We start from the raw sequence: 20,812 nt of genomic DNA, 5'->3' as shown, positions 1-20,812 counted from the left end.
AGGAGCGGCGTCGGACGTCAAGAATTGGGATCCCAAAAGTGCACCGCGTCCCTCACAGAGGAACGCGGTGCACTTCAGATCCCGTGGACGCGGCCGGGCCGCCCCGATCACTTGCCGCCGGGAGGGCCGATCAGCAGCAGCACGGCGAAGATGGCCGCGACAGCAACGAGGATGAGCAGCGCGAGCACCCACGGCCGGTGCAGGAACCAGCGCATCGTGCGGTCGTACCAGGCGGCGTCCCGCGGATCGTCGGTCTGCGCGAGGCGCCAGTCGCCGGCGAGGCGGCCGGTGCGGTGCAGCCAGATCTCGGCGGGGATCGTGGCGTAGGGCACGATCGCGCTGGCGATCGCGAGGATCGCGACGCCGACGCCCCAGCGCTGGTGGAACGCGAGCAGCACCGCGGTGGCGCCGTAGGAGAGGAAGACGAAGCCGTGGATGGAGCCGGCGATCGTGACCAGCACCGGCGGCAGTCCTGTGGCACGGGCGATCAGCGCGCCGATCAGCAGGGTCCAGGTGATGGCCTCCGCGATCGCGAGCACGCGGAACAGGCGGGCGGGGGTGGTGAACACTTCTCTCCTCGGGTCGGGTCCTTTCCAGCGTAGGGATCCGGATCCGTCCGCCGCCTCCCGCGGGCCTCCACCTTTCGGACGGTTTCGGACGCCCGATTCCGAAGGCCGTGTCATCGTGTGACGTGCGGCCCGGCGGGCTGGCAGGAGAGCGGCCTACACTCCCCCCATGCCCCGCCCCGCGCTGCTCGCCGTCTCTCACGGCACCTCCGATGCCGCAGGCGCCGCTGCGATCGCGCTGCTGGTGCGCCGGGTCGCCGAGCGGCTGAACGGCGCCCCGTCACAGCAGACCGAGGACGAGCGCCGGGTCGCCGTGCACTCCGGCTTCGTCGACGTGCAGCAGCCCGACGCCCCCGCGGCCCTGGCCGCGATCGACAGACCCGTCGTCGTGGTGCCGCTGCTGCTGTCGCAGGGTTTTCACGTGCGGGTGGACCTGGGGCGGGCCGTTTCGGAGCGCTCCGACGCGGTCGTCACGAATCCGCTCGGGCCCGATCCGCGCCTCGCGGAGGTGCTCGCGCGGCGGCTTGCGGAGGCTGACGGTGCGTCACGCTCCGGGGACGACGCAGATCGCCCGGTCGTGCTCGCCGTCGCGGGCTCCCGGGATCCGCGCTCGCTGCCCGACGCCGAGGCGATGGCCGCACTGCTGAGCGGGGAGCTGGGGCGCGCGGTCGTGCCCGCCTACCTCGCCGCGCGCGAGCCGAGCCTCGCCGACGCCCTCGCCGCGCATCCAGGAGCCGCTGTCGCGACCTACCTGCTCGCGCACGGATACTTCTTCGACGTGGCGGAGCGCGTGACCGGATCCGCTGCGCTCACCGAGCCGCTGCTCGACGACGGCGAGCCGCCCGTGCCGCTCGTGGATCTCGTCGTGGACCGCTACCTCGCGGGCGAGGCCGAGCTCAGGCAGCTGCGGGGGCACTGAGCGGCTGTCCGCCTCGCCACCGCGGCGACCAGCTGAGTCGATCGCGACAGCGCCGGGCGCGGGGGTGGGGCATCCCCAAAAGCCCCACCCGCGCCCGCGATGTTCCCCTGCCCATCCCCCAGGTGCGGACGCGACCCCCGGCACCGTCGATGCTACGGGCGAGCCGGCGGCACTTTCCGGGCTCCGCCCGATATTCCGGGATCCTCTCGATCGGCCGGAAGCGGTGCCAGCCCGTGCAGCACCCGCACCCACCTCTCCCCTTCGTCGCCGTCGCCACGCCTCACCGCCTCCCGCAGCCCCGCCACGCACGGGCGGGAGACCGACGCCGGAGGTAGCGCGGCGCCCCGCAGATTACGCTCGAAGGCGTACTCCATGTCGCGCATGTGGGCATGATGCACGGCGTTGCCCGAGCGCTCGGACAGGTAGGAGAACAGCACCCGCCGCGCCGCGGACGCCCCAGCGGGATCATCCGCCTCCTGCGAAAGCTCATCGATCAGAATGAGCGTCTGCGCGCACTCGGAAGGCGTGAGGACAGGAAGGCTCTGGCGCACGGCGAGGCCGGCCTGGTACCCGGCGTACGCCAACGTCTGAGCGACCATCTGATCGGTCACCATCGTGACCTGGGTGACGCGGCTTGGCAGGATCTCGACGAGCCCGATTCGCTCGAGCCTGTGCAACGCCTCGCGCACAGGCGACCGCGAGACGTGGAATCTCTGGCCGAGTGCGACGTCGCGCACGCGCATGCCCGGCGGAAGATCGTGCGCCACGATCGCCTCCGCGATCCGATGGAACACCTGTTCACCGAGTGACCTCTCATCCCTGCCCACCATGCCGCTCCCCCCTGTCCGCACGACTCCGGCTCATCGCCAGTGCAGGGAGAGTACGCGTTCGACTCGAGGCCCACCAATCGGCCGCCTTCCGTGCGTCGATCTGCGGTCCCGCACCACACACGATGCGACGGAGTGTTCCCACCCCGTTCACGCGACGGCCACTCGCTTCGGGCCCGCGAGCGCGATGGTGGGTACGGCCTCGGCGCCGGCGCCCCCGAACGAAGGACACCGCGTGCACCTCCCCCGCACTCTTGTGGCGGCGACGGCCGCCGCCATCGCGCTCGTCGCCGCGAGCACCACCCCTGCCCTCGCTGCCGACGCACCCGGTCAGGACAAGGACGGCCACTACTCGTTCGCCGTGATCGGTGATGTCCCCTACGGCACCGCACAGCAGGCGCTGTTCCCGCAGTGGATCCAGGAGATCAACGCTGCGGATCCGGAGATGACGTTCCACGTCGGCGACATCAAGAACGGTTCGACGCGCTGCGACGACGCCCTGTACCAGCAGATCAAAGGTGACTTCGACACCTTCACGAACCCGCTGATCTACACCCCGGGCGACAACGAGTGGACCGACTGCCACCGTGCGAACAACGGGGCGTACAACCCGCTCGAGCGCCTCGCCCACGACCGCTCCGTGTTCTTCGCGAACCCCGGAGTCTCCCTCGGGCAGAACCCGGTGAAAGTCGACGCGCAGACCGCGGCCGGGTTCCCCGAGAATGTGTCTCTGCGTCGCCAGGGCGTCGACTTCGCCGCGATCCACGTCGTCGGCAGCAACGACGGCGTCCAGCCGTGGGCCGGCCTCGGTGACACCGTCGCGCGCCCCGAGCAGCTCGCCGCGGAGCAGGCGCGGATGGCGAACGCGATCTCGCTCGTGAAGAGCACGTTCGCGACCGCGAAGCAGAAGCACGACCGCGCCGTCATGGTGCTGCTGCAGGCCGACATGTTCGACCCCACCTACACGCCCTCCTGGTCGGACATCTCGGCCTTCCAGCCGCTCGTGCAGACTCTCGTGGAGCAGTCCAGCGCTTTCGACGGCGAGGTCTACCTCGTCAACGGCGACAGCCACGTCTACAACTCCGACAAGCCGCTCGCGGCCGGATCCCCGTGGCTGACGACCTATGGCGTGACCGGATCCGCCGACAACCTCACGCGCGTGACGGTCGACGGATCTTCGAACAACAAGGACTGGCTGCACGTCACGATCAACCGCCCCGGCGCCGACCACGTGCTGAGCTGGGAGCGCGTGCCGTACCTCGCGCACTGATCCGCGATCCGGAAGAGGGAGGCTGCCGCTCGCCGCGCAGCGGGAGCGGCGTCCTCCGTCTCCGGCGTTCGGACGCATCCAACGCCCCGGAACCGCGCCGCGGGCGTCACCGCCCCTCGACCTCCTCCGCCACGGCGGTCGGCTCGACCATCGCGGCTCCGCCGACGGCGGAGACCATCTCGACCGCCTCGCCGCCGTCGGGCTCGATCTCGAGCGCCCCCCGACGGAAGATCATCAGCCACGCGAAGTAGACCCCGCCCGCGAGGATCAGCCCGAGCACCACCAGCGCGGGGATGAACGAGGCCGGCGGCGTCACGAGCACGAACAGGACCACGGCCACCCAGATCAGCGCCACGACCGTGACGGGGAGCTCGGCACGGCCCAGGTTGAAGCCGCCCTTCTTCCGGCCCAGCCTCCTGCGCACCACCAGATAGAGCACCACGATCGCGCCGTACATCAGCGCCGGCAGCAGCGTCCCGCTGACGAGCAGCTGGTTCAGAGCGTCGCCCGGAAGCGCGACCATCAGCACGATCCCGATCACCACGATCAGCACGGTCGCCGCGACCGGCGTGCGAGTGCGGGGATTCACCCGGCTCATCAGCCGCGCCGCGGGGAAACGCCGATCTCGTGCCATCGCGAACACCTGGCGCGAGCACGCCGCCATGACCACCATGCCCGCGCCGAAGAACGCGAACGCGATCCCGCCGATCAGGATCCGCTCCCAGACCGGCCCGAGCTGGCCGCGGATGATGGCCGCGACCGGCGACGGATCCGCACTGACGGCCCCCACGTCCTTGATCGAGACCGTGAGCACGATCAGGAAGATCAGCCCGGCGACGCCGGCCGCGATCACCGATCCCACGATCGCCCGCGGGGCCGCCCGGAACGGATCCTTGGTCTCCTCCGCCAGGTTGGCCGCCGAATCGAATCCGACCAGCGTCGTGAGGCCCATCAGCGCGCCGGCCATCAGTCCGCCTCCGATCGCGAAGTAGTTCGGATCGCCGTTCGACACGCCTTGCGAACCGAGCGTGCCGAGGTCGCCGCCGCCGGTGATCGCCACGACCAGCAGCAGTGCGATCACCAGCACTGCGATGATCCCGAGTTCGACGGCCACCGCGGCCGAGGTGATGAGCCCGAACAGCCTGGTCGAGGCGATCACCAGTGCGGCCTGGACCACCAGGATCACGAGGGTGAGGACCCGGGCCGTGCCCTCGTCGGAAGGCATGCCCAGCAAAGGCATCAGCGCCTGGCTCGCCATGGCGTTGGCCATGGTGACGACCGCGATCGCCAGGTACCAGAAGCTGAGCCAGCCGAAGAACCAGCCGATCTTCGGGTTCGCGAGCCTCGATGCCCACTGGTACGAGGATCCGCTCAGGGCGATTCGCGCCGCGAACTGCGCGACGACGAGGGCGACGAGGGTCTGGCCGACGGCGGCGAGCACCCAGAGCCAGATCCCCACCGGGCCCGCGGTCTGCAGCATCTCGCCGTAGGTGGCGAACACCCCGACCGCCACAGAGATGAACGCGAACGAGACGGCGAACACCTGGAAGCCGCCGAGGGTGCGCTTCAGCTGCGGCTGCTCGCCGACGGGTGGATCCGCAGGAGCGGAAGGATCGGTTCGGGTCATGGTGCGGGCTCCTCGGTGAACGGTGCGACGAAGGCGCCGAGCTGCTTCTGCAGCGCGGTGGAGAAGGGGTGCGCGAGCTGGTCGGCGGGCGTGGACGGGTCCGCCGATCCGACATCGCGGAGGACGTGCACCATGTCCGGCAGCCGCGCGAAGTGCGCGATCCCCGGGCGGAACGCGTCGGACACCGCCCGCACCCCGGAGCCCGGCGCACCGTCGCCGCACGGGGTGTTGAAGTCCTTTGTGCCGCAGGTGATGAGTGTGGGGATCGCGACCTGCGGGGCGAGGCGCTCGGGATCGACGGCGTCATACTCCTTGCCGTACCGGGTGCGATAGGCATGCGTGATCACCATCTGCGCGGGGTCGGCTCCGTAGATGTTCGACGCGATGGTGTCCCGATAGACGGCGGTGAGGCCCGTCGCCGCCGGCAACGGAAGGGGCTCCGGGGCGGGAAAGGGCGGATCCTGCATCCTGATCTGCTCGACGCCGCGCGCCATCCAGCCCTCGAGCGTCACGGCGTCCACGGCGGTCATCGCGCCGCCGGCCACCGCCGCGTCGATCTGCACCGTGAACTGGCGGGCGACGATGTCGAGGATGCGGGTGTACGCCGGTTCGAGCAGGACCAGACCGGCGAGCGGCGGGGCGCCGCGCAGGTCCGTCGCGGCGAGCAGCACGTCCGCGCCACCCTCGCTGTGCCCCAGGAGCAGGAGGCGGTGCGGGTCGACACCCGGCTGCGCGGCGACGAAGACGAGTGCGTCGCGGATGGGCTGCACTCGGAGCCGGTCGTAACCGAGGTCGATCATGGCGCCCGGGTCGGCGGCGTAGGCGCCGAGGCCGGTGCTGCCGGTTCCGAGCTTGTCGTACCGCAGCGACGCAACCCCGGCGGCGCTCAGCCGGTCGGCGAGCCACCGGTAGGCCTCGGTAGCGAGGGTTGGTGCGTCGCCGTTGCGGTCCACGGCTCCGGTGCCGACGACGATCACGACCGCCGGTACCGACCTTCCCTCCTCGCCCGGGTTGCTTGGGTCGACCGGGCCGCGGTAGCTGCCGTGATAGGTGACGCCGCCGCTGGCGAAGGCCACGTCCCGGTCGGCGGAGATCGCCCGAGGAGTCATCGCGGATCGAGTGGGCCCCCCTGACGCGGGAGTCAGGCACGCCGCGTCGCGAGCGGCCGACGCCGGCCCGTCTCCGACGGCGACGACCAGGCCGATCCCGACTCCTCCGCCCCCGAGCACCAGGACCAGCAGCACCGCCACGACTCTGCGCGACATCTCGCCCCGACGGCGGCGGATACCGCCCAGCAGCACCCCGACGACCACAGCGACGAGCAGCAGAGCGCCGGCGAGGAAGGGGATCACTCCGGCCGAATGCAGCGCGGCGAGGCAGTCGATCATGGCGGTTCCCCCTCGGATACGATCAATTGTCCTGAACCGTCCAGGCGCCGACAAGTACCGCTTGCGGACTTGTCCGGATACGGACAACCACGTCACGGGTGGGAGAGGACGACATGGACGACATGGACGACGAGAAGCTGCTCGCGGTGATCTACCGCGGCCGCCCCGCGACGATCGAGGAAGTGGCACCCCTGGCACACCTGGACCAGGGCGAGGCGGCAGCCGCGATCGAGCGGCTGCGCGCCCGAGGGCTGATCGGAGGGCAGGGCAACAATCTGGGCTACCCGCATCCTGCAACCTGGGCGGCCGAAACCGTCGCGGCGCACTCGGCCGACCTGCGCCGAACCGCGCGTATCGTCCTGGGCGACATGGAGCGTATCGTCGCGGACCTGCCGGGGATGCTGCGGCACTGGTCGGTGGGCGAGTCATCGGCGGATCTGGTGCCCGTGCTCGTGCGGCACGGACCGCAGGCGTCGGAGGATTTGTGGTTCGACACCGCACGACACGACGCCGGCTCCCTGCACGCCGTGCTCCCCGACCTCGGTCGCTTCCTGGCGACCGGGGACGACCGCGAGGAGCGGATCGAGCGGTTCGCGCATGCCCTGGCCGGCAAAGAAACGGTGCGCGTGATCATGCCGACCTCAGCCCTCGACGACCCGGCGGCGGTCGAATCGATCCGGATGTACGCCACGATCGGGGTCGAGTGCCGGCTGCTGGATGACCCGCCGAGCTGGTTCTGGATCGATTCGGATCAGCTCGCCGTGCCCTTCGAGTGGGGCGAGGGACGACCGACGAGCGTGCTCGCCGTGCGCAACAGCGCTCTCGCAGCCATGGCCCTCGACTACTTCGAGGGCCTCTGGCGACACGCCGATCCGGTCACGCCGCCCGGACACTCCTGGACGCCGCTGCTGCGGCTGATGCGACAGGGCATCACCCAGGAGACGGCGGCGCGGATGCTCGGCATCAACCCGCGCACCGGGCGGCGCCGGATCGCCGCCGCGATGGTGCACTACGAGGTGTCGACCCTCTTTGCCCTCGGCGTGGCCTGGGCCTCCGAGGAGGATCGCAGGCGCTGAACGGCGTCACCCTCGCGTCGCGGATCCGCTCTGATATCCGATTCTCCCTCGGATGAGGGCTAACCGCGCGGGTCAAGTCGTGGAGCCACCACCGCACCGGTCCCGCGCTACTCACCGCACGCCGCAGAACCGTCGAGGGCCGCACCGCGGACGCTCCATTGAACAGCATCCTCCCCGGAGGAAACTGGACCATGTCGAACAATGACGCTCCGTGTCGGAGCCGATGACACACACGAGCGCCCGCGCGGATCCGCCCGTAGCTTGTCGGCATGCCTCCCGAAGCGATCGTTCCTGTGCGTGGTGCCCGCACGCGCACCGCCCGCGTGCCCACCAAGCCGCACGGGCAGTGGGCCGTCGACGGCCACGAGCCCCTCAACGGCAACGAGGAGTGGAAGCTCGCCGACGGCGGGCTGAGCGTGCGCGAGCGGATCGAATCGACGTACGCCGCCGGCGGCTTCGCCTCGATCGACCCCACCGACCTGCACGGCCGGTTCCGCTGGTGGGGCCTGTACACGCAGCGCAAGCCCGGGATCGACGGCGGTCGCACGGCGACGCTCAGCCCGGAGGAGCTCGAGGACGAGTACTTCATGCTGCGCGTGCGCATCGACGGCGGCCAGCTCACGACCGAGCAGCTGCGCGTGATCGGCGGCATCTCGACCGAGTTCGCACGCGACAGCGCCGACTTCACCGACCGGCAGAACATCCAGCTGCACTGGATCCGCGTCGAGGACGTGCCGGAGATCTGGCGCCGGCTCGAGGACGTCGATCTCAGCACCACCGAGGCCTGCGGCGACGTGCCCCGCGTGATCCTGGGATCCCCGGTCGCCGGCATCGCCGCCGATGAGATCATCGATCCGACCCCGCAGATCCTGGAGATCGCGGAGCGGTTCATCGGCGACGAGACGCTCGCCAACCTGCCGCGCAAGTACAAGACCGCGATCACCGGCCACCTCAGCCAGGACGTCGTGCACGAGATCAACGACTGCGCGTTCGTCGCCGTCGAGCACCCCGAACTCGGCATCGGCTACGACCTCTGGGTCGGCGGCGCGCTCTCCACGGTACCCCGCCTCGGCGAGCGCCTGGGCGTGTTCGTCAGCCCCGACCGCGTGGCCGAAGTCTGGCACGGCGTCACCCAGATCTTCCGCGACTACGGCTACCGGCGGCTGCGCAACAAGGCCCGGCTGAAGTTCCTGCTCGCCGACTGGGGCACCGAGAAGTTCCGCGAGGTGCTCGAGAGCGAGTACCTGGACACCCCGCTGCCCGACGGCCCGGCCGCCCCGAAGCCGGTCGGCAAGGGCGATCACGTCGGTGTGCACCTGCAGAAGGACGGCCGCTACTACGTCGGTGCCGCCCCCACGGTCGGCCGGGTCTCCGGCACCGTGCTCACCGGGCTCGCGGACCTCGCCGAGGCGCACGGATCCACCCGGATCCGCACCACGCCGTACCAGAAGGTCCTCGTGCTCGACATCGCCGAGGATCGCGTCGAGTCGCTCGTCGCGGGCCTGTCGAAGCTGGGACTCGAGGCCCGTCCGAGCCTGTTCCGCCGCGCGACCATCGCGTGCACCGGCATCGAGTACTGCAAACTCGCGATCGTCGAGACCAAGGCCAACGCGGCCATCGCGATCGACCAGCTCGAGCAGCGCCTCGGCGCCCTCGAGCCCGAGATCGGCCGCCCGATCACGCTGCACGTGAACGGCTGCCCGAACTCGTGCGCCCGCATCCAGACCGCGGACATCGGCCTGAAGGGCCAGCTCGTCATGATCGACGGCGAGCAGGTGCCCGGCTACCAGGTGCACCTCGGCGGCGGGCTCGCCAATCCCGACCGCGAGGAGGCGGGCCTGGGCCGCACCGTGCGCGGCCTGAAGGTGCCGGCCGACGGGATCGCGGACTACGCCGAGCGGGTGATCCGCCGCTACCTCGCCGACCGTGCCGGAACCGACGAGACCTTCGCGACCTGGGCGCACCGCGCCGACGAGGAGGCCCTGCAGTGAGCACCGTGGCGTCGCGACCGGAGGATGCGCGTCCCGAATCGCCGACGTTGTCCCGTTCCGCCGAGGAGATCCGCGGATCCGTCCGCGATGCGGGACAGGCTCGGCAGAACGGGACGCCTGTCGGACTCGAACTGCGCCCGGCCCGTCGCTCGCCCGACGAGCTGCGCGCCCTCGCCGAGCGCGGCGCCGCAGAGCTGCGCAGCGGATCCGCCGACGAGGCCTCGCCCGCCGAGGTCGCTGCCTGGGTCGCTGCGAACGTCTCCCCCCGCCTCGCCGCCGTCGCCTGCTCGATGGCCGACGCCGCGCTGCCGCATCTCGTGGCCGAGGCGATCCCCGGCGTCGACGTGCTGTTCCTCGACACGGGCTACCACTTCCTCGAGACGACGTTCACGCGCGACGAGGTCGCCCGCACGCTCGACGTGCGCATCGTCGATGTGAAGCCCGCGCAGACCGTGCGCGAGCAGGACGCCGAGTTCGGCAAAGACCTGTTCGCACGGGATCCCGCCCTCTGCTGCGAGATGCGCAAGGTCGCCCCGCTGCACCAGGCCCTCGGCGGCTACGAGGTGTGGTTCACCGGCGTGCGCCGCGAGGAAGCGCCCACCCGGGCGAACACGCCCCTGATCACCTTCGACGAGCGCAACGGGCTCATCAAGGTGAACCCCGTCGCGGCGTGGTCGTTCGACGACCTCATCGCCTACGCCACCGCGAACGACGTGGTGGTGAACCCCCTCGTCGCGAACGGGTACCCCTCGATCGGCTGCGCGCCCTGCACCAAGCCCGTCGCCGCCGGCGAAGACCCCCGCTCCGGCCGCTGGGCCGGACTCGCCAAGACCGAATGCGGACTCCACGTATGAGCATCATCGACACCCTGCCCGCACGCACCGACGCGGGCGCCCTCACCGGCCTCGACCTGCTCGAGGCCGAGGCGATCCACATCATCCGCGAGGTCGTGGCCGAGTTCGAGCGCCCCGTGCTGCTGTTCTCCGGCGGCAAGGACTCCGTGCTCGTGCTGCACCTCGCCGCTCGCGCCTTCGCGCCGGGCCGGATCCCCTTCCCCGTGCTGCACGTCGACACCGGGCACAACTTCGACGAGGTCATCCGGTTCCGCGACGAGACCGTCGAGCGCCTGGGCCTGAAGCTCGAGGTCGCCCGCGTGCAGGACTACATCGACGACGGCCGCCTCGCCGAGCGACCCGACGGCACCCGCAACGTGCTGCAGACCCAGCCGCTGCTCGACGCGATCACCGCGGGCAAGCACGACGCCGTCTTCGGCGGCGCCCGCCGTGACGAGGACAAGGCCCGTGCGAAGGAGCGCATCATCTCGCTGCGCGACGAGTTCGGGCAGTGGGATCCGCGCAACCAGCGCCCCGAGCTGTGGAGCCTGTACAACGGCCGGCACACGCCGGGCAAGCACGTGCGCGCGTTCCCGATCTCGAACTGGACCGAGCTGGACGTCTGGCGCTACATCGCCCGCGAGCAGATCGCCCTGCCGCCGCTGTACCTGGCCCACGAGCGCGAGGTCTTCCGCCGCGACGGCATGTGGTGGGCCGTGAACGAGTTCGCCCAGCCCCGCGAGGGCGAGCAGGTCGAGCGCCGCGTGGTCCGCTACCGCACGGTCGGAGATGCGAGCTGCACCGGCGCCGTCGAATCCGACGCCGCCACGGTCGACCAGGTGGTCGCCGAGGTGGCCCGCTCCACCCTCACCGAGCGCGGCGCCACGCGCGCCGACGACCGCATCAGCGAGGCCGCCATGGAGGACCGCAAGAAGAACGGATACTTCTGATGAGCACGATCGAGACCGCCCCGGCGCTGCTCCGCGACACCACCCTGTTCCGCTTCGCGACGGCCGGATCCGTCGACGACGGCAAGTCGACCCTGGTCGGCCGGCTGCTGCACGACGCGAAGGCGATCCTCGCCGACCAGCTCGAGCAGGTGGCCCGGACCTCCGCCGACCGCGGCTTCGCGCACGGCGAGTTCGACTTCGCGCTGCTCACCGACGGGCTGCGCGCCGAGCGCGAGCAGGGCATCACGATCGACGTCGCCTATCGCTACTTCGCCACCGATGCGCGCAGCTTCATCCTCGCCGACTGCCCCGGACACGTGCAGTACACCCGCAACATGGTCACCGGGTCCGCGACCGCCGACGCGGTGGTCGTGCTGATCGACGCGCGCAAGGGCGTCGTCGAGCAAACCCGCCGCCACCTCGCCGTGGTGTCACTGCTGCGCGTGCCGCACGTCGTGATCGCGGTGAACAAGATCGACCTCACCGGCTTCGACGAGGAGCGGTTCCGCGCGGTCGAGGAGCAGGCGCTCGCGGTCGCGGCCGAGCTCGGCCTCATCGACACGCATGTGATCCCGGTCTCGGCGCTCGAGGGCGACAACATCGTGGATCGGTCCGTGCGCACCGGATGGTACGACGGCCCCACCCTGCGCGAGCTGCTGGAGACCCTTCCCGCGCGCCAGGCCGAGGAGGACGCCGCGTTCCGCCTGCCGGTGCAGACCGTGATCCGTCCGCAGGGCGGCATCTCGGCGCTGATCGACGACGCCGAGGCCGACGAGCTGCGCGACTACCGCGGCTTCGCCGGGCGGGTGTCGAGCGGATCCGTCCGCGTCGGCGACCGCGTGCAGGTGTTCCCCGGCGGACACGAGACGACCGTCACCGGGATCCGCGTCGCGGGGCGGGTCGCGGAGGCCGCGCACACCGCGCAGTCGATCGCGGTGACCCTCGCGGACGAGGTGGACGCCGCCCGCGGCGCCCTCATCGCGACCGCCGGCACCGTGCCGGACGGGCACGCGGAGGCCGAGGTCGAGATCTTCCAGCTCGACGTGCGGCCGATCGCCCCGGGCGCCCGCGTGCTCGCCAAGCACGGCACCGCCACGGTGCAGGCGATCGTGACCGAGGTGCTCTCGCGCCGCGACCTGGACACGCTCGCCCTCGAAGACGCCGCAGAACTGGCTGTGAACGAGATCGGCCGCGTGCGGATCCGCTTCGCGTCGCCGCTCCCCCTCGAGCTCTATGCCGATGACCGGGAGGGCGGTGCCCTGCTGCTCATCCACCCGGTCGACGGAGCGACGCTGGCTGCCGCCACGGTCGTCGCGGCGACGTAAGGGGTCGTTGAGCGAGGACGGCGAAGCCGACCGAGACGAAACGCGATAACCCGCATGAGCACCGCGTTTCGTCTCGCGCAGACCCGCACTGAGCGAGCGAAGCGAGCCGAAGTGTCGCTCAACGACCACGAAGAAGAACCAGACCCGCAACACCCACCCAAGAAACGCCCTAAGGAGGCGACAGTGAATCGCAAGACCCGCATCAGCACGGCCCTCACCTCTCTCGGACTCGCGATGGCGATGCTCGCCGGCTGCGCCTCCGGCCAGGCTGCGGCCTCCGGCCCGTCGGCCTCCCCGACGCACGACGACCTCGCGGAGCTGCACCTGGGCTACTTCGCCACGGTCACGCACACCCCGGCCCTGGTCGGCCTGCAGGAGGGCCTGATCCAGAAGGAGCTCGGCGCGACCCAGCTCAAGACCGAGGTGTTCAACGCCGGCCCCGCGGCCATCGAGGCGCTCACTGCGGGTGCGATCGACGCGGCCTACATCGGCCCGAACCCGGCGATCAACTCGTTCATCAAATCGGGCGGCGCCTCCGTGCGCGTGATCGCCGGAGCGACCAGCGGCGGCGCGGCCCTCGTGGTGCGCGACGGCATCACCAGCGCTGACGACCTCAAGGGCAAGACGCTCGCCACCCCGCAGCTCGGCAACACGCAGGACGTGGCACTGCGCACCTGGCTCTCCTCGAAGGGGCTGAAGACCAGCGTCACGGGCGGCGGCGATGTGAACATCACGCCGACCGAGAACGCGCAGACCCTGACGCTCTTCAAGAACGGACAGGTCGACGGCGCCTGGGTTCCGGAGCCGTGGGCCTCGCGTCTGGTCGTCGAGGCCGGCGGGCACGTCCTGCAGGACGAGCGCGACCTGTGGCCCGACGGAACCTTCCCGACCACGGTGCTGCTGGTCAGCAAGGACTTCGCCGACAAGCACCCCGGCGCCGTGAAGGAGCTGGTGGCGGGTCACCTCGACTCCCTGGACTGGATCGCGAAGCACAAGACCGAGCTGCCCGGTGCGGTCAACGACGCGCTCAAGGCCGCGACCGGCAAGCCGCTCTCGGACGCGGTGCTGACCAAGGCGCTCAGCACGGTGTCGTTCTCGGCCGATCCGAACGCGAAGGCGTTCGCGACCCTGGTCAAGAACGGCGTCACCGCCGGTACGCAGACGAAGGGCTCGATCGACGGCCTGTTCGATCTCGCGGCGCTGAACGCCGCCCTGAAGGAGCGCGGTGAGAAGGCCGTGAGCGACGGCGGGCTGGGAACGAAGAAATGACCGCCCCGCTCGCGCCGAGCTTCGACGGGGTCACCCCGGTCCTGCCCGCACCGGATCCGGTGGATCCGGCCGTGCGCCTCGCGCATGTGACCAAGCGGTACGGATCCGGCCCCGTCGTGCTCGACGACATCTCCCTGGACATCCTGCCGGGAGAGTTCGTCTGCCTGCTCGGCGCGAGCGGCTGCGGCAAGTCCACCCTGCTGAACCTCATCGCGGGCCTCGAGCCGCTGAGCTCGGGCTCGCTGACGGCTCCGGACGAGGGCGCCGCCGTGATGTTCCAGGATGCGGCACTCATGCCGTGGCTGAGCGCCCGGCGCAACGTCGAACTCGCCCTGCGTCTGCGCGGGGTGCCGCGCGCGGAGCGGCGGGCGGAGGCGCTGCGCCTGCTCGGGATCGTGAACCTTGCGGACGCCGCGGACAAGCGCCCGCACGAGCTCTCCGGCGGCATGCGGCAACGTGTCGCGCTCGCCCGCGCCCTGGCCCAGGACCGGCCGGTGCTGCTCATGGACGAGCCGTTCGCCGCGCTCGACGCGATCACCCGCGACCTGTTGCACGAGGTGCTGGAGAACGTGTGGCGCGAAACAGGCCGCACGATCGTGTTCGTGACCCACAACGTGCGCGAGGCGGCCCGCCTCGGCGAGCGCGTCGTGCTGCTCGGCAGCCGCCCCGGCCGGATCTCGCGCGAATGGCGCGTCGCACGCACCCGCGGCCGTCGTATCGAGTCGCCCGAGGTGTCGGCGCTGGCCGCCGAGATCACCGTCGAGCTGCGGAAGGAGATCCGCCGCAATGCCTCTTGACAAGATCATCCCGGTCGCTGAGCCTGTCGAAGCGACATCCCTGGGGGCGGGGCAGGTCCCTTCGACAAGCTCAGGGACCGGACGACGCACCGACGACGACCTCGCCCGTCTCGAAGCGGGCCTGGACCGGCTGCAGACCGCCGAGGCCGGATCCGTCTCCCCCACCCGCGAGCGCCTGCGTGCCATCCTGCCGCCGGTGGGTCTGCTGGTGCTGCTGCTCGCCGCCTGGCAGCTGTACATCGTCATCGCGAACCCCCGGCCCGACAAGGCGCCGAGCCCCCTGCAGGTGCTGGGCGCGCTCGGAGACGCCTGGCAGGCGGGCCGGCTGCAGGAGGCTGTGCTCACGAGCCTCGAGCGCGGCGGCATCGGCTTCGTCATCGCGATCGTCGTCGGCACGCCGATCGGCCTGCTGCTGGCTGAGTGGAAGCTGCTGCGCCGTGCCGCCGGACCCCTGATCTCGGGGCTGCAGGTGCTGCCGTCCGTGGCCTGGGTGCCCGCCGCGATCATCTGGTTCGGCCTGTCCGATGCGACCGTGTACTTCGTGATCCTCATGGGCGCGATCCCCTCGATCGTGAACGGACTGCTCTCCGGAATCGACCAGGTGCAGCCGCAGCTGCGCCGTGTGGGCACCGTGCTCGGCGCGAACCGCTGGCAGGCCGCCACCGCGATCGTGCTGCCGGCTGCTCTGCCCGGCTACCTCGCCGGCCTCAAGCAGGGCTGGGCGTTCTCCTGGCGGTCACTGATGGCGGCGGAGATCATCGCGACCGGCGGATCCATCGGCTTCGGACTCGGATCCATGCTCGACCAGTCCCGTCAGCTCGCCGACCTGCCGGGCGTGCTCGCGACCATCATCCTGATCCTGGCGATCGGCATCCTGATCGAGCTGGTGCTGTTCGCCCCGCTGGAGCGGGCCGTGCTGCGCCGCCGCGGACTTCTGCTCGGAGGCGCATGATGACCAACGGAACCGTCACCCTCGTCGGGGCCGGCCCCGGCGACGCCGGCCTGCTCACGATCCGAGGACTGCGCGCCCTCGAGCGCGCCGATGTGATCGTCGCCGATCGTCTGGGTGCGCGCGCCGTGCTCGACCAGCTCGCCGCGGAGGGCACAGTCCTCACCGCCGAGGTGATCGATGTGGGCAAGACCCCCGGCCACCACCCCGTGCCCCAGCACGAGATCAACGCTCTGCTGGTGCGGCATGCGCGTGCCGGGCGCGAGGTCGTGCGCCTCAAGGGCGGAGACCCGTTCGTGCTCGGCCGCGGCCGCGAGGAGGCCCTCTACTGCGAGGCCGAGGGCATCGCGGTACAGGTCGTGCCGGGCATCACCAGCGCGATCTCGGTGCCCGCCGTCGCCGGCATCCCGCTCACCCACCGCGGCGTCGCCACGGCCTTCACCGTCGCAAGCGCGCACGATCCGATCGAGCAGCTGCCGGGCGGATCCGACCACACGGTCGTGCTGCTCATGGGCATCGGCACGCTCGCGCACACCGCGGGGATCCTCGCCCGGGGTGACCGCGGCGCCGACTGCCCCGTCGCGATCGTCGAGGACGGCTACGGCCCCGGCGAGCGCGTCACGATCGGCACGCTCGGCACGATCGCCGCCGTGGCCGCGGTGCGTCAGGTGCGCAACCCCGCCGTCGTCGTCGTGGGCGACGTGGTGCGGCTGAGCCCGCACGCCTCGCCCTCGCAGACCGGGGCCGCCCTGCTCGAGAAGCTCCTCTCCTCCTCCCGATCCGACTCCGCCCGATCCGACCGAAAGACCCTGCAGCCGTGACCGCTCTGAACTCCTCCGCCCCGCTCCGCGTCGCGATCGTCGGCGCGGGCCCTGCCGGGATCTACGCCGGCAACATCCTCGCGAACGCCGTCGCCGCCCGCGCGAACGGCTCGTCCGTCGGCGCAGCCGGCGACACGTTCGGCACCGTCGGCGCAGCCGGCGACACGTTCAGCACCGTCGAGATCGACCTGTTCGAGTCGCTGCCCGCGCCCTACGGGCTGATCCGCTACGGCGTCGCCCCCGACCACCCCCGTATCAAGGGCATCGTGAACTCGCTGCACGAGATGCTCGACGCTCAGGGCGTCGATGCCGAGCGTCGCACGATCCGCTTCCTCGGCAACATCGAGGTCGGCCGCGACGTGTCCCTCGACGAGCTGCAGGCCCGCTACCACGCCGTGGTGCTCGCGACCGGTGCGATCCGCGACGCCGCCCTGCGCATCCCCGGCGTCGAGCTGCCCGGATCCTACGGCGCCGCCGACTTCGTCTCCTGGTTCGACGGCCACCCCGATGTGCCGCGCACCTGGCCGCTCGTGGACGAGCAGGTCGCGGTGATCGGCAACGGCAATGTCGCGCTCGACGTCGCCCGCATCCTCGCGAAGCTGCCGGAGAACCTGCGCAGCACCGAGGTGCCCGACAACGTGCTCGCGGGACTCGAGGCGTCCGCCGTCACCGACGTGCACGTGTTCGGCCGCCGCGGGCCCGCCGACATCAAGTTCACCCCGATCGAGCTGCGTGAGCTGGGCGAGGTCGCCGGAGTCGACATCCTCGTCGATGACGCAGACTTCGAGGGCGTGGATCCGGCCGCCGCGCCCAACAACCAGCTGAAGATCATGCTGCGCACGCTGAACGCCTGGCGCGACCGTCCCGAGAACCGGGGCGAATCGACCGGCGCCCGCCGCCGGCTGCACCTGCACTTCTGGCACGCGCCGGTGGCGATCATCGGATCCGATCGCGTCGAGAAGGTGCGCTTCGAGCGCACCGCTCCGGCCGAGGACGGATCCGTCTCGGGCACCGGCGAGTTCGTCGAGTACCCGATCACCGCCGTGTACCGAGCCGTCGGCTACTTCGGCTCGCCGATCGTCGACGCCCCCTTCGACGCCCAGCGCGGCGTGGTGCCGAACGAGAGCGGCCGCGTCGACGGCACGCCGGGGCTGTACGCGACCGGCTGGATCAAGCGCGGTCCGGTGGGCCTCATCGGGCACACCAAGTCCGATGCAACCGAGACCATCGCGAACCTGCTCGAGGACGCCGAGGCCGGTCGACTCGTCGCCCCCACCGAGTCCGCCGACGTGCTGGAACTCCTCGCCGAGCGCGAGGTCGAGGTGACCACGTGGGACGGGTGGCTCGAGCTCGACGCGCACGAGCGCGCTCTGGGGGCCGCACACCAGCACTCGCGCGAGCGGGTCAAGGTCGTGCCGCGCGAGGAGCAGGTGGAGATCTCGCGCCGCTCTGCGCTTTCCGGCACCGGAGCGCTCGCCCGATGACCTACGTGATCGCGCTGCCCTGCGTGGATGTGAAGGACCGCGCGTGCATCGACGAATGCCCCGTGGACTGCATCTACGAGGGCGAGCGCTCCCTCTACATCCACCCCGACGAGTGCGTCGACTGCGGCGCCTGCGAGCCGGTCTGCCCCGTCGAGGCGATCTACTACGAAGACGACCTCCCCGACGAGTGGACGGACTACTACAAGGCCAACGTGGAGTTCTTCGACGAGATCGGATCCCCGGGCGGCGCCGCCAAGGTTGATCCCTATGCGTTCGACCACCCCGTCGTCGCCGCTCTCCCGCCGCAGGGTGACGGGCATGCCTGAGGCGCCGCTCGGATCCGGTCCCGAATCGCCGAGCCTGTCCCGTATTGCCGACGGATCCGCCCGATACCTCGGTGGTACGGGACATCGTCGGCGGAACGGGACGCGCGAGGAGGCGAGCTCATGACCGGCGCGATCGACGACGTCTACGACGTGCTCATCGTGGGCGGGGGCCCGGCCGGGCTCTCGGCCGCGCTGAACCTCGCCCGCTCCCTCGCGCGCGTGCTCGTGGTCGACGCGGATCGTCCGCGCAACGCCGCGACCCTCATCTCGCACGGCTTCCTCACCCGCGACGGCATACCCCCGCACGAGCTGCGGCGGATCGCGCGCGAAGAGCTCGCCGCCTACCCGAACGTCACGATCCGCACCCGCGAGCGGGTGTTCCAGATCGAGGCCGACGGATCCGGGTTCGTCGCCGAGATCGGCCGACGCGCCCCCGAGGTACGGATCGCCGCGCATCGCGTGCTCCTCGCCACGGGCCTGCGCGAGACACTGCCCGAGGTGCCGAACCTGCGCGGCTTCTACGGTGTGAGCCTGTTCAGCTGCGCGGCGTGCGACGCCTGGGAGCTGCAGGACCGCCCCCTCGCCCTCATCGGCGAGACGTCGGACCTCGCCGCCCGGGCCCGGCTCATCGCGAGGTGGACGAAGGAGCTCACGGTCTTCACGAACGGCGCCGACACCGTCGACACCGCGGAGGAGGCCGAGCTCGCGGCCGCCGGGATCGCGGTCGAACGCAGCCCGATCGCCGAGCTGTACGGAGAGCGCGGGGCGCTCACCGGCATCCGCCTCGCCGACGGATCCATGCACGCCGTCGAAGGTGGCTTCGTGCGCCCCGAATGGGAGACCGACCTCTCGTTCCTGCCCGCACTCGCGCCCGATCTCGACGCGCACGGTCACCTCGCTGCCGACCGCGCGGGCCGCACCAGCGTGCCCGGACTCTACGCCGCGGGCGACGTCGCCTCGCCCGGTCCGCAGCAGCTCATCGTGGCCGCCGGTGCCGGGGCGCGGGTGGCCGCGGTGATGATCCACGACTCGATCGGCGTCGCCACGGCCCACTGACCCGGCGCGTGGCGGGCCGGCCCGGGGCGCAGCTCCGCAGGAGAAATGCAGGTCTGCAGGACGGAATCCGCGAATCCGTCCTTGGAACGTGCATCCGTCCTGCAGAAGCGCCCGCTCCAGAAGCGTCCGCGTCCGCCCGCCCCCAGATCCACCGGATCCGGTCGGTCATCCGCGGCTTCACGGCGTCAGGCCCGCGCCACGATCTCCGCGACCGCGTCGAGCAGCGCCACGAGCGGACCCGGGATCCGATCGATCGGGAGAGCGGCGACCACGTCGGCCGCGAACCGCGTCTTGCGCCCGCTCGCCGTGCCGGCGAATCGGTGCAGCTGCGCCTCGACGGAGCGGACCCGCTGCGCAGGCTGACCCTGGAACACCCGGAACAGCGCGAGCTCGCCACGCGCCGCCAACGTCGCCAGCACCAGATCGGATCCGGCAGCGCGGATCACCTCGTCCTCGAGGTCCCGATCGCAGCCGAAGAAGCCGACGCGCGTCACGGCGGCCGGATCCGTCTCGCCGTCGGGCAGCACGCCCGCGGCGATGAGGGCACCGAGCACGTAGCGCAGCTCGGCCGCGTCGTAGAGGCCGAGCACCGGCACCGCCGGATCCCGCCGCTGCAGCCAGGACCGCAGGTTCGTGATGCCACCGAGCGAGACCACCTCCGCCCGGACACCGTCGCCGCGCAGCTCTGCCGCGGCGATCAGGGCCAGCCTGTCGCTGTCCCCCTCCACGAGCACTACGGGCAGCACGGGCGATCAGACCCGGGTCAGTGGAAAGTGCGGCGCGGACGGCAATTCGACCTCGATCACATCTCCGGGGACCACGGATCCACCGCGTGAGACGATGCCCATCACCCCGGCCAGCCGCACCACGGAGCCCTCACCGTCGGCATGCACGAGCCGCTTCAGCAGCCCGGACCGGAAGTCGTTGATCTGCTGGCACGGATTGCGCAACCCGGTCACGGTGACCACCGCTTCGGATCCGATGTGCAGCCTCGTCCCGACCGGCAGAGCCAGCAGATCCACATCGCCGGTCGTGATGTTCTCGCCCAGCTGCCCCGACGCCACCTCGTAGCCCGCCGCACCCAGGTCGCCGAAGAGCTCCTCATGGATCAAGTGCACCTGACGGAGGTTCGGCTGCGAGGGATCCACGGCGACCCGCGAGCGGTGCTGCACCGTGGGACCGGCGTGGGCATCGCCGGCGACCCCCACACCCTCGACCAGTGCGATCTCGCCCTGCGTGGATTTGCTGAACCCGTGCACCGGGCTGGTAGAAACCGCGACCACTCGACCCGTCATGGGTTCATCGTGCCACGGGCGCCTCACCGCTGAGGCGCGGTCC

Annotated in this window: 20 protein-coding genes; 14 read left to right on the top strand and 6 right to left on the bottom strand. The window is 71.1% G+C overall.

What is annotated here, in order from left to right; all coding sequences use genetic code 11:
• Positions 1 to 107: 107 nt before the first annotated feature.
• Positions 108 to 569 (bottom strand): DUF3817 domain-containing protein, encoded by a 462-nt coding sequence (locus AB4078_RS15625; protein ID WP_440732495.1) that lies wholly within the window; start codon positions 567 to 569, stop codon positions 108 to 110.
• A 166-nt stretch (positions 570 to 735) separates the two neighbouring features.
• Here AB4078_RS15625 and AB4078_RS15620 point away from each other — a divergent pair, with 166 nt between their 5' ends.
• Positions 736 to 1,485 carry a sirohydrochlorin chelatase gene (locus AB4078_RS15620; protein ID WP_441977884.1) on the top strand — a complete coding sequence of 250 codons (750 nt, stop codon included), beginning with the start codon at positions 736 to 738 and terminating at the stop codon, positions 1,483 to 1,485.
• Between the two features lie 152 nt (positions 1,486 to 1,637).
• Here AB4078_RS15620 and AB4078_RS15615 read toward each other — a convergent pair whose 3' ends face one another.
• Positions 1,638 to 2,315, bottom strand: coding sequence for a GntR family transcriptional regulator (locus tag AB4078_RS15615; RefSeq protein WP_441977883.1), 678 nt, complete (start codon positions 2,313 to 2,315; stop codon positions 1,638 to 1,640).
• A gap of 232 nt (positions 2,316 to 2,547) precedes the next feature.
• On the opposite strand from AB4078_RS15615, the gene AB4078_RS15610 reads away from it, so the two are divergent.
• Positions 2,548 to 3,582, top strand: a complete 1,035-nt coding sequence (locus tag AB4078_RS15610) for a hypothetical protein (RefSeq protein WP_441977882.1) — start codon at positions 2,548 to 2,550, stop codon at positions 3,580 to 3,582.
• A gap of 106 nt (positions 3,583 to 3,688) precedes the next feature.
• Here the strand turns inward: AB4078_RS15610 and AB4078_RS15605 are convergent, their stop codons facing one another.
• Positions 3,689 to 5,209: an amino acid permease gene (locus AB4078_RS15605; RefSeq protein ID WP_441977881.1), complete on the bottom strand. Its 1,521-nt coding sequence runs from the start codon at positions 5,207 to 5,209 to the stop codon at positions 3,689 to 3,691.
• Entirely contained in the window at positions 5,206 to 6,597 is a 1,392-nt protein-coding gene (locus tag AB4078_RS15600) for an alpha/beta hydrolase (RefSeq protein WP_441977880.1), read from the bottom strand. The genes AB4078_RS15605 and AB4078_RS15600 overlap by 4 nt, the downstream gene beginning before the upstream one ends.
• A 113-nt stretch (positions 6,598 to 6,710) precedes the next feature.
• Between AB4078_RS15600 and AB4078_RS15595 the strand changes: the two genes are divergently transcribed.
• The 12 genes from AB4078_RS15595 to AB4078_RS15540 all read left to right on the top strand — a co-directional run bounded on the left by AB4078_RS15595 (position 6,711) and on the right by AB4078_RS15540 (position 19,474).
• Positions 6,711 to 7,673, top strand: coding sequence for a hypothetical protein (locus AB4078_RS15595; protein WP_441977879.1), 963 nt, complete (start codon positions 6,711 to 6,713; stop codon positions 7,671 to 7,673).
• 269 nt (positions 7,674 to 7,942) lie between these two features.
• A complete protein-coding gene (locus AB4078_RS15590) occupies positions 7,943 to 9,664 on the top strand; it encodes a nitrite/sulfite reductase (protein ID WP_441977878.1) in 1,722 nt (573 codons plus the stop codon).
• 131 nt (positions 9,665 to 9,795) lie between these two features.
• Positions 9,796 to 10,518, top strand: a complete 723-nt coding sequence (locus tag AB4078_RS15585) for a phosphoadenylyl-sulfate reductase (RefSeq protein WP_441978081.1) — start codon at positions 9,796 to 9,798, stop codon at positions 10,516 to 10,518.
• Entirely contained in the window at positions 10,515 to 11,447 is a 933-nt protein-coding gene (cysD, locus tag AB4078_RS15580) for a sulfate adenylyltransferase subunit CysD (RefSeq protein WP_441977877.1), read from the top strand. The genes AB4078_RS15585 and cysD overlap by 4 nt, the downstream gene beginning before the upstream one ends.
• On the top strand, positions 11,447 to 12,772 hold the full coding sequence (locus AB4078_RS15575) for a sulfate adenylyltransferase subunit 1 (protein WP_441977876.1): 1,326 nt from the start codon (positions 11,447 to 11,449) through the stop codon (positions 12,770 to 12,772). Before cysD ends, AB4078_RS15575 begins: the two co-directional genes overlap by 1 nt.
• Before the next feature lie 183 nt (positions 12,773 to 12,955).
• A complete protein-coding gene (locus AB4078_RS15570; protein ID WP_440732515.1) occupies positions 12,956 to 14,041 on the top strand; it encodes an ABC transporter substrate-binding protein in 1,086 nt (361 codons plus the stop codon).
• Positions 14,038 to 14,838 carry an ABC transporter ATP-binding protein gene (locus tag AB4078_RS15565; RefSeq protein WP_440732516.1) on the top strand — a complete coding sequence of 267 codons (801 nt, stop codon included), beginning with the start codon at positions 14,038 to 14,040 and terminating at the stop codon, positions 14,836 to 14,838. The genes AB4078_RS15570 and AB4078_RS15565 overlap by 4 nt, the downstream gene beginning before the upstream one ends.
• Positions 14,828 to 15,790, top strand: a complete 963-nt coding sequence (locus AB4078_RS15560) for an ABC transporter permease (protein ID WP_440732517.1) — start codon at positions 14,828 to 14,830, stop codon at positions 15,788 to 15,790. The genes AB4078_RS15565 and AB4078_RS15560 overlap by 11 nt, the downstream gene beginning before the upstream one ends.
• Positions 15,787 to 16,608 carry a uroporphyrinogen-III C-methyltransferase gene (cobA, locus tag AB4078_RS15555; RefSeq protein ID WP_441977875.1) on the top strand — a complete coding sequence of 274 codons (822 nt, stop codon included), beginning with the start codon at positions 15,787 to 15,789 and terminating at the stop codon, positions 16,606 to 16,608. The genes AB4078_RS15560 and cobA overlap by 4 nt, the downstream gene beginning before the upstream one ends.
• Positions 16,605 to 18,092, top strand: coding sequence for an FAD-dependent oxidoreductase (locus tag AB4078_RS15550; RefSeq protein ID WP_441977874.1), 1,488 nt, complete (start codon positions 16,605 to 16,607; stop codon positions 18,090 to 18,092). The genes cobA and AB4078_RS15550 overlap by 4 nt, the downstream gene beginning before the upstream one ends.
• On the top strand, positions 18,089 to 18,418 hold the full coding sequence (gene fdxA, locus AB4078_RS15545; RefSeq protein WP_441977873.1) for a ferredoxin: 330 nt from the start codon (positions 18,089 to 18,091) through the stop codon (positions 18,416 to 18,418). Before AB4078_RS15550 ends, fdxA begins: the two co-directional genes overlap by 4 nt.
• 120 nt (positions 18,419 to 18,538) lie before the next feature.
• Positions 18,539 to 19,474 carry an NAD(P)/FAD-dependent oxidoreductase gene (locus AB4078_RS15540; RefSeq protein ID WP_441977872.1) on the top strand — a complete coding sequence of 312 codons (936 nt, stop codon included), beginning with the start codon at positions 18,539 to 18,541 and terminating at the stop codon, positions 19,472 to 19,474.
• 185 nt (positions 19,475 to 19,659) lie between these two features.
• Here the strand turns inward: AB4078_RS15540 and AB4078_RS15535 are convergent, their stop codons facing one another.
• Both AB4078_RS15535 and AB4078_RS15530 read right to left on the bottom strand, forming a co-directional pair.
• Complete coding sequence (locus tag AB4078_RS15535; protein WP_441977871.1) at positions 19,660 to 20,220, bottom strand: ATP-dependent endonuclease; 561 nt, start codon at positions 20,218 to 20,220, stop codon at positions 19,660 to 19,662.
• Between the two features lie 6 nt (positions 20,221 to 20,226).
• Entirely contained in the window at positions 20,227 to 20,769 is a 543-nt protein-coding gene (locus AB4078_RS15530) for an MOSC domain-containing protein (protein WP_441977870.1), read from the bottom strand.
• Positions 20,770 to 20,812: the final 43 nt, after the last annotated feature.

This window comes from Microbacterium sp. 2MCAF23, from assembly GCF_052115565.1.
Taxonomy (GTDB): domain Bacteria; phylum Actinomycetota; class Actinomycetes; order Actinomycetales; family Microbacteriaceae; genus Microbacterium.
The sequence above is the reverse complement of the archived record's forward strand: the minus strand, read 5'-3'. Positions and strand labels throughout refer to the sequence as shown.

Coding starts and splice junctions, on each gene's coding strand:
- cysD (WP_441977877.1), top strand. CDS start 10,515: ATGAGCATCATCGACACCCTGCCCGCACGCACCGACGCGGGCGCCCTC.
- AB4078_RS15560 (WP_440732517.1), top strand. CDS start 14,828: ATGCCTCTTGACAAGATCATCCCGGTCGCTGAGCCTGTCGAAGCGACA.
- AB4078_RS15565 (WP_440732516.1), top strand. CDS start 14,038: ATGACCGCCCCGCTCGCGCCGAGCTTCGACGGGGTCACCCCGGTCCTG.
- cobA (WP_441977875.1), top strand. CDS start 15,787: ATGATGACCAACGGAACCGTCACCCTCGTCGGGGCCGGCCCCGGCGAC.
- AB4078_RS15605 (WP_441977881.1), bottom strand. CDS start 5,209: ATGACCCGAACCGATCCTTCCGCTCCTGCGGATCCACCCGTCGGCGAG.
- AB4078_RS15620 (WP_441977884.1), top strand. CDS start 736: ATGCCCCGCCCCGCGCTGCTCGCCGTCTCTCACGGCACCTCCGATGCC.
- AB4078_RS15575 (WP_441977876.1), top strand. CDS start 11,447: ATGAGCACGATCGAGACCGCCCCGGCGCTGCTCCGCGACACCACCCTG.
- AB4078_RS15600 (WP_441977880.1), bottom strand. CDS start 6,597: ATGATCGACTGCCTCGCCGCGCTGCATTCGGCCGGAGTGATCCCCTTC.
- AB4078_RS15615 (WP_441977883.1), bottom strand. CDS start 2,315: ATGGTGGGCAGGGATGAGAGGTCACTCGGTGAACAGGTGTTCCATCGG.
- AB4078_RS15590 (WP_441977878.1), top strand. CDS start 7,943: ATGCCTCCCGAAGCGATCGTTCCTGTGCGTGGTGCCCGCACGCGCACC.
- AB4078_RS15530 (WP_441977870.1), bottom strand. CDS start 20,769: ATGACGGGTCGAGTGGTCGCGGTTTCTACCAGCCCGGTGCACGGGTTC.
- AB4078_RS15540 (WP_441977872.1), top strand. CDS start 18,539: ATGACCGGCGCGATCGACGACGTCTACGACGTGCTCATCGTGGGCGGG.
- AB4078_RS15595 (WP_441977879.1), top strand. CDS start 6,711: ATGGACGACATGGACGACGAGAAGCTGCTCGCGGTGATCTACCGCGGC.
- fdxA (WP_441977873.1), top strand. CDS start 18,089: ATGACCTACGTGATCGCGCTGCCCTGCGTGGATGTGAAGGACCGCGCG.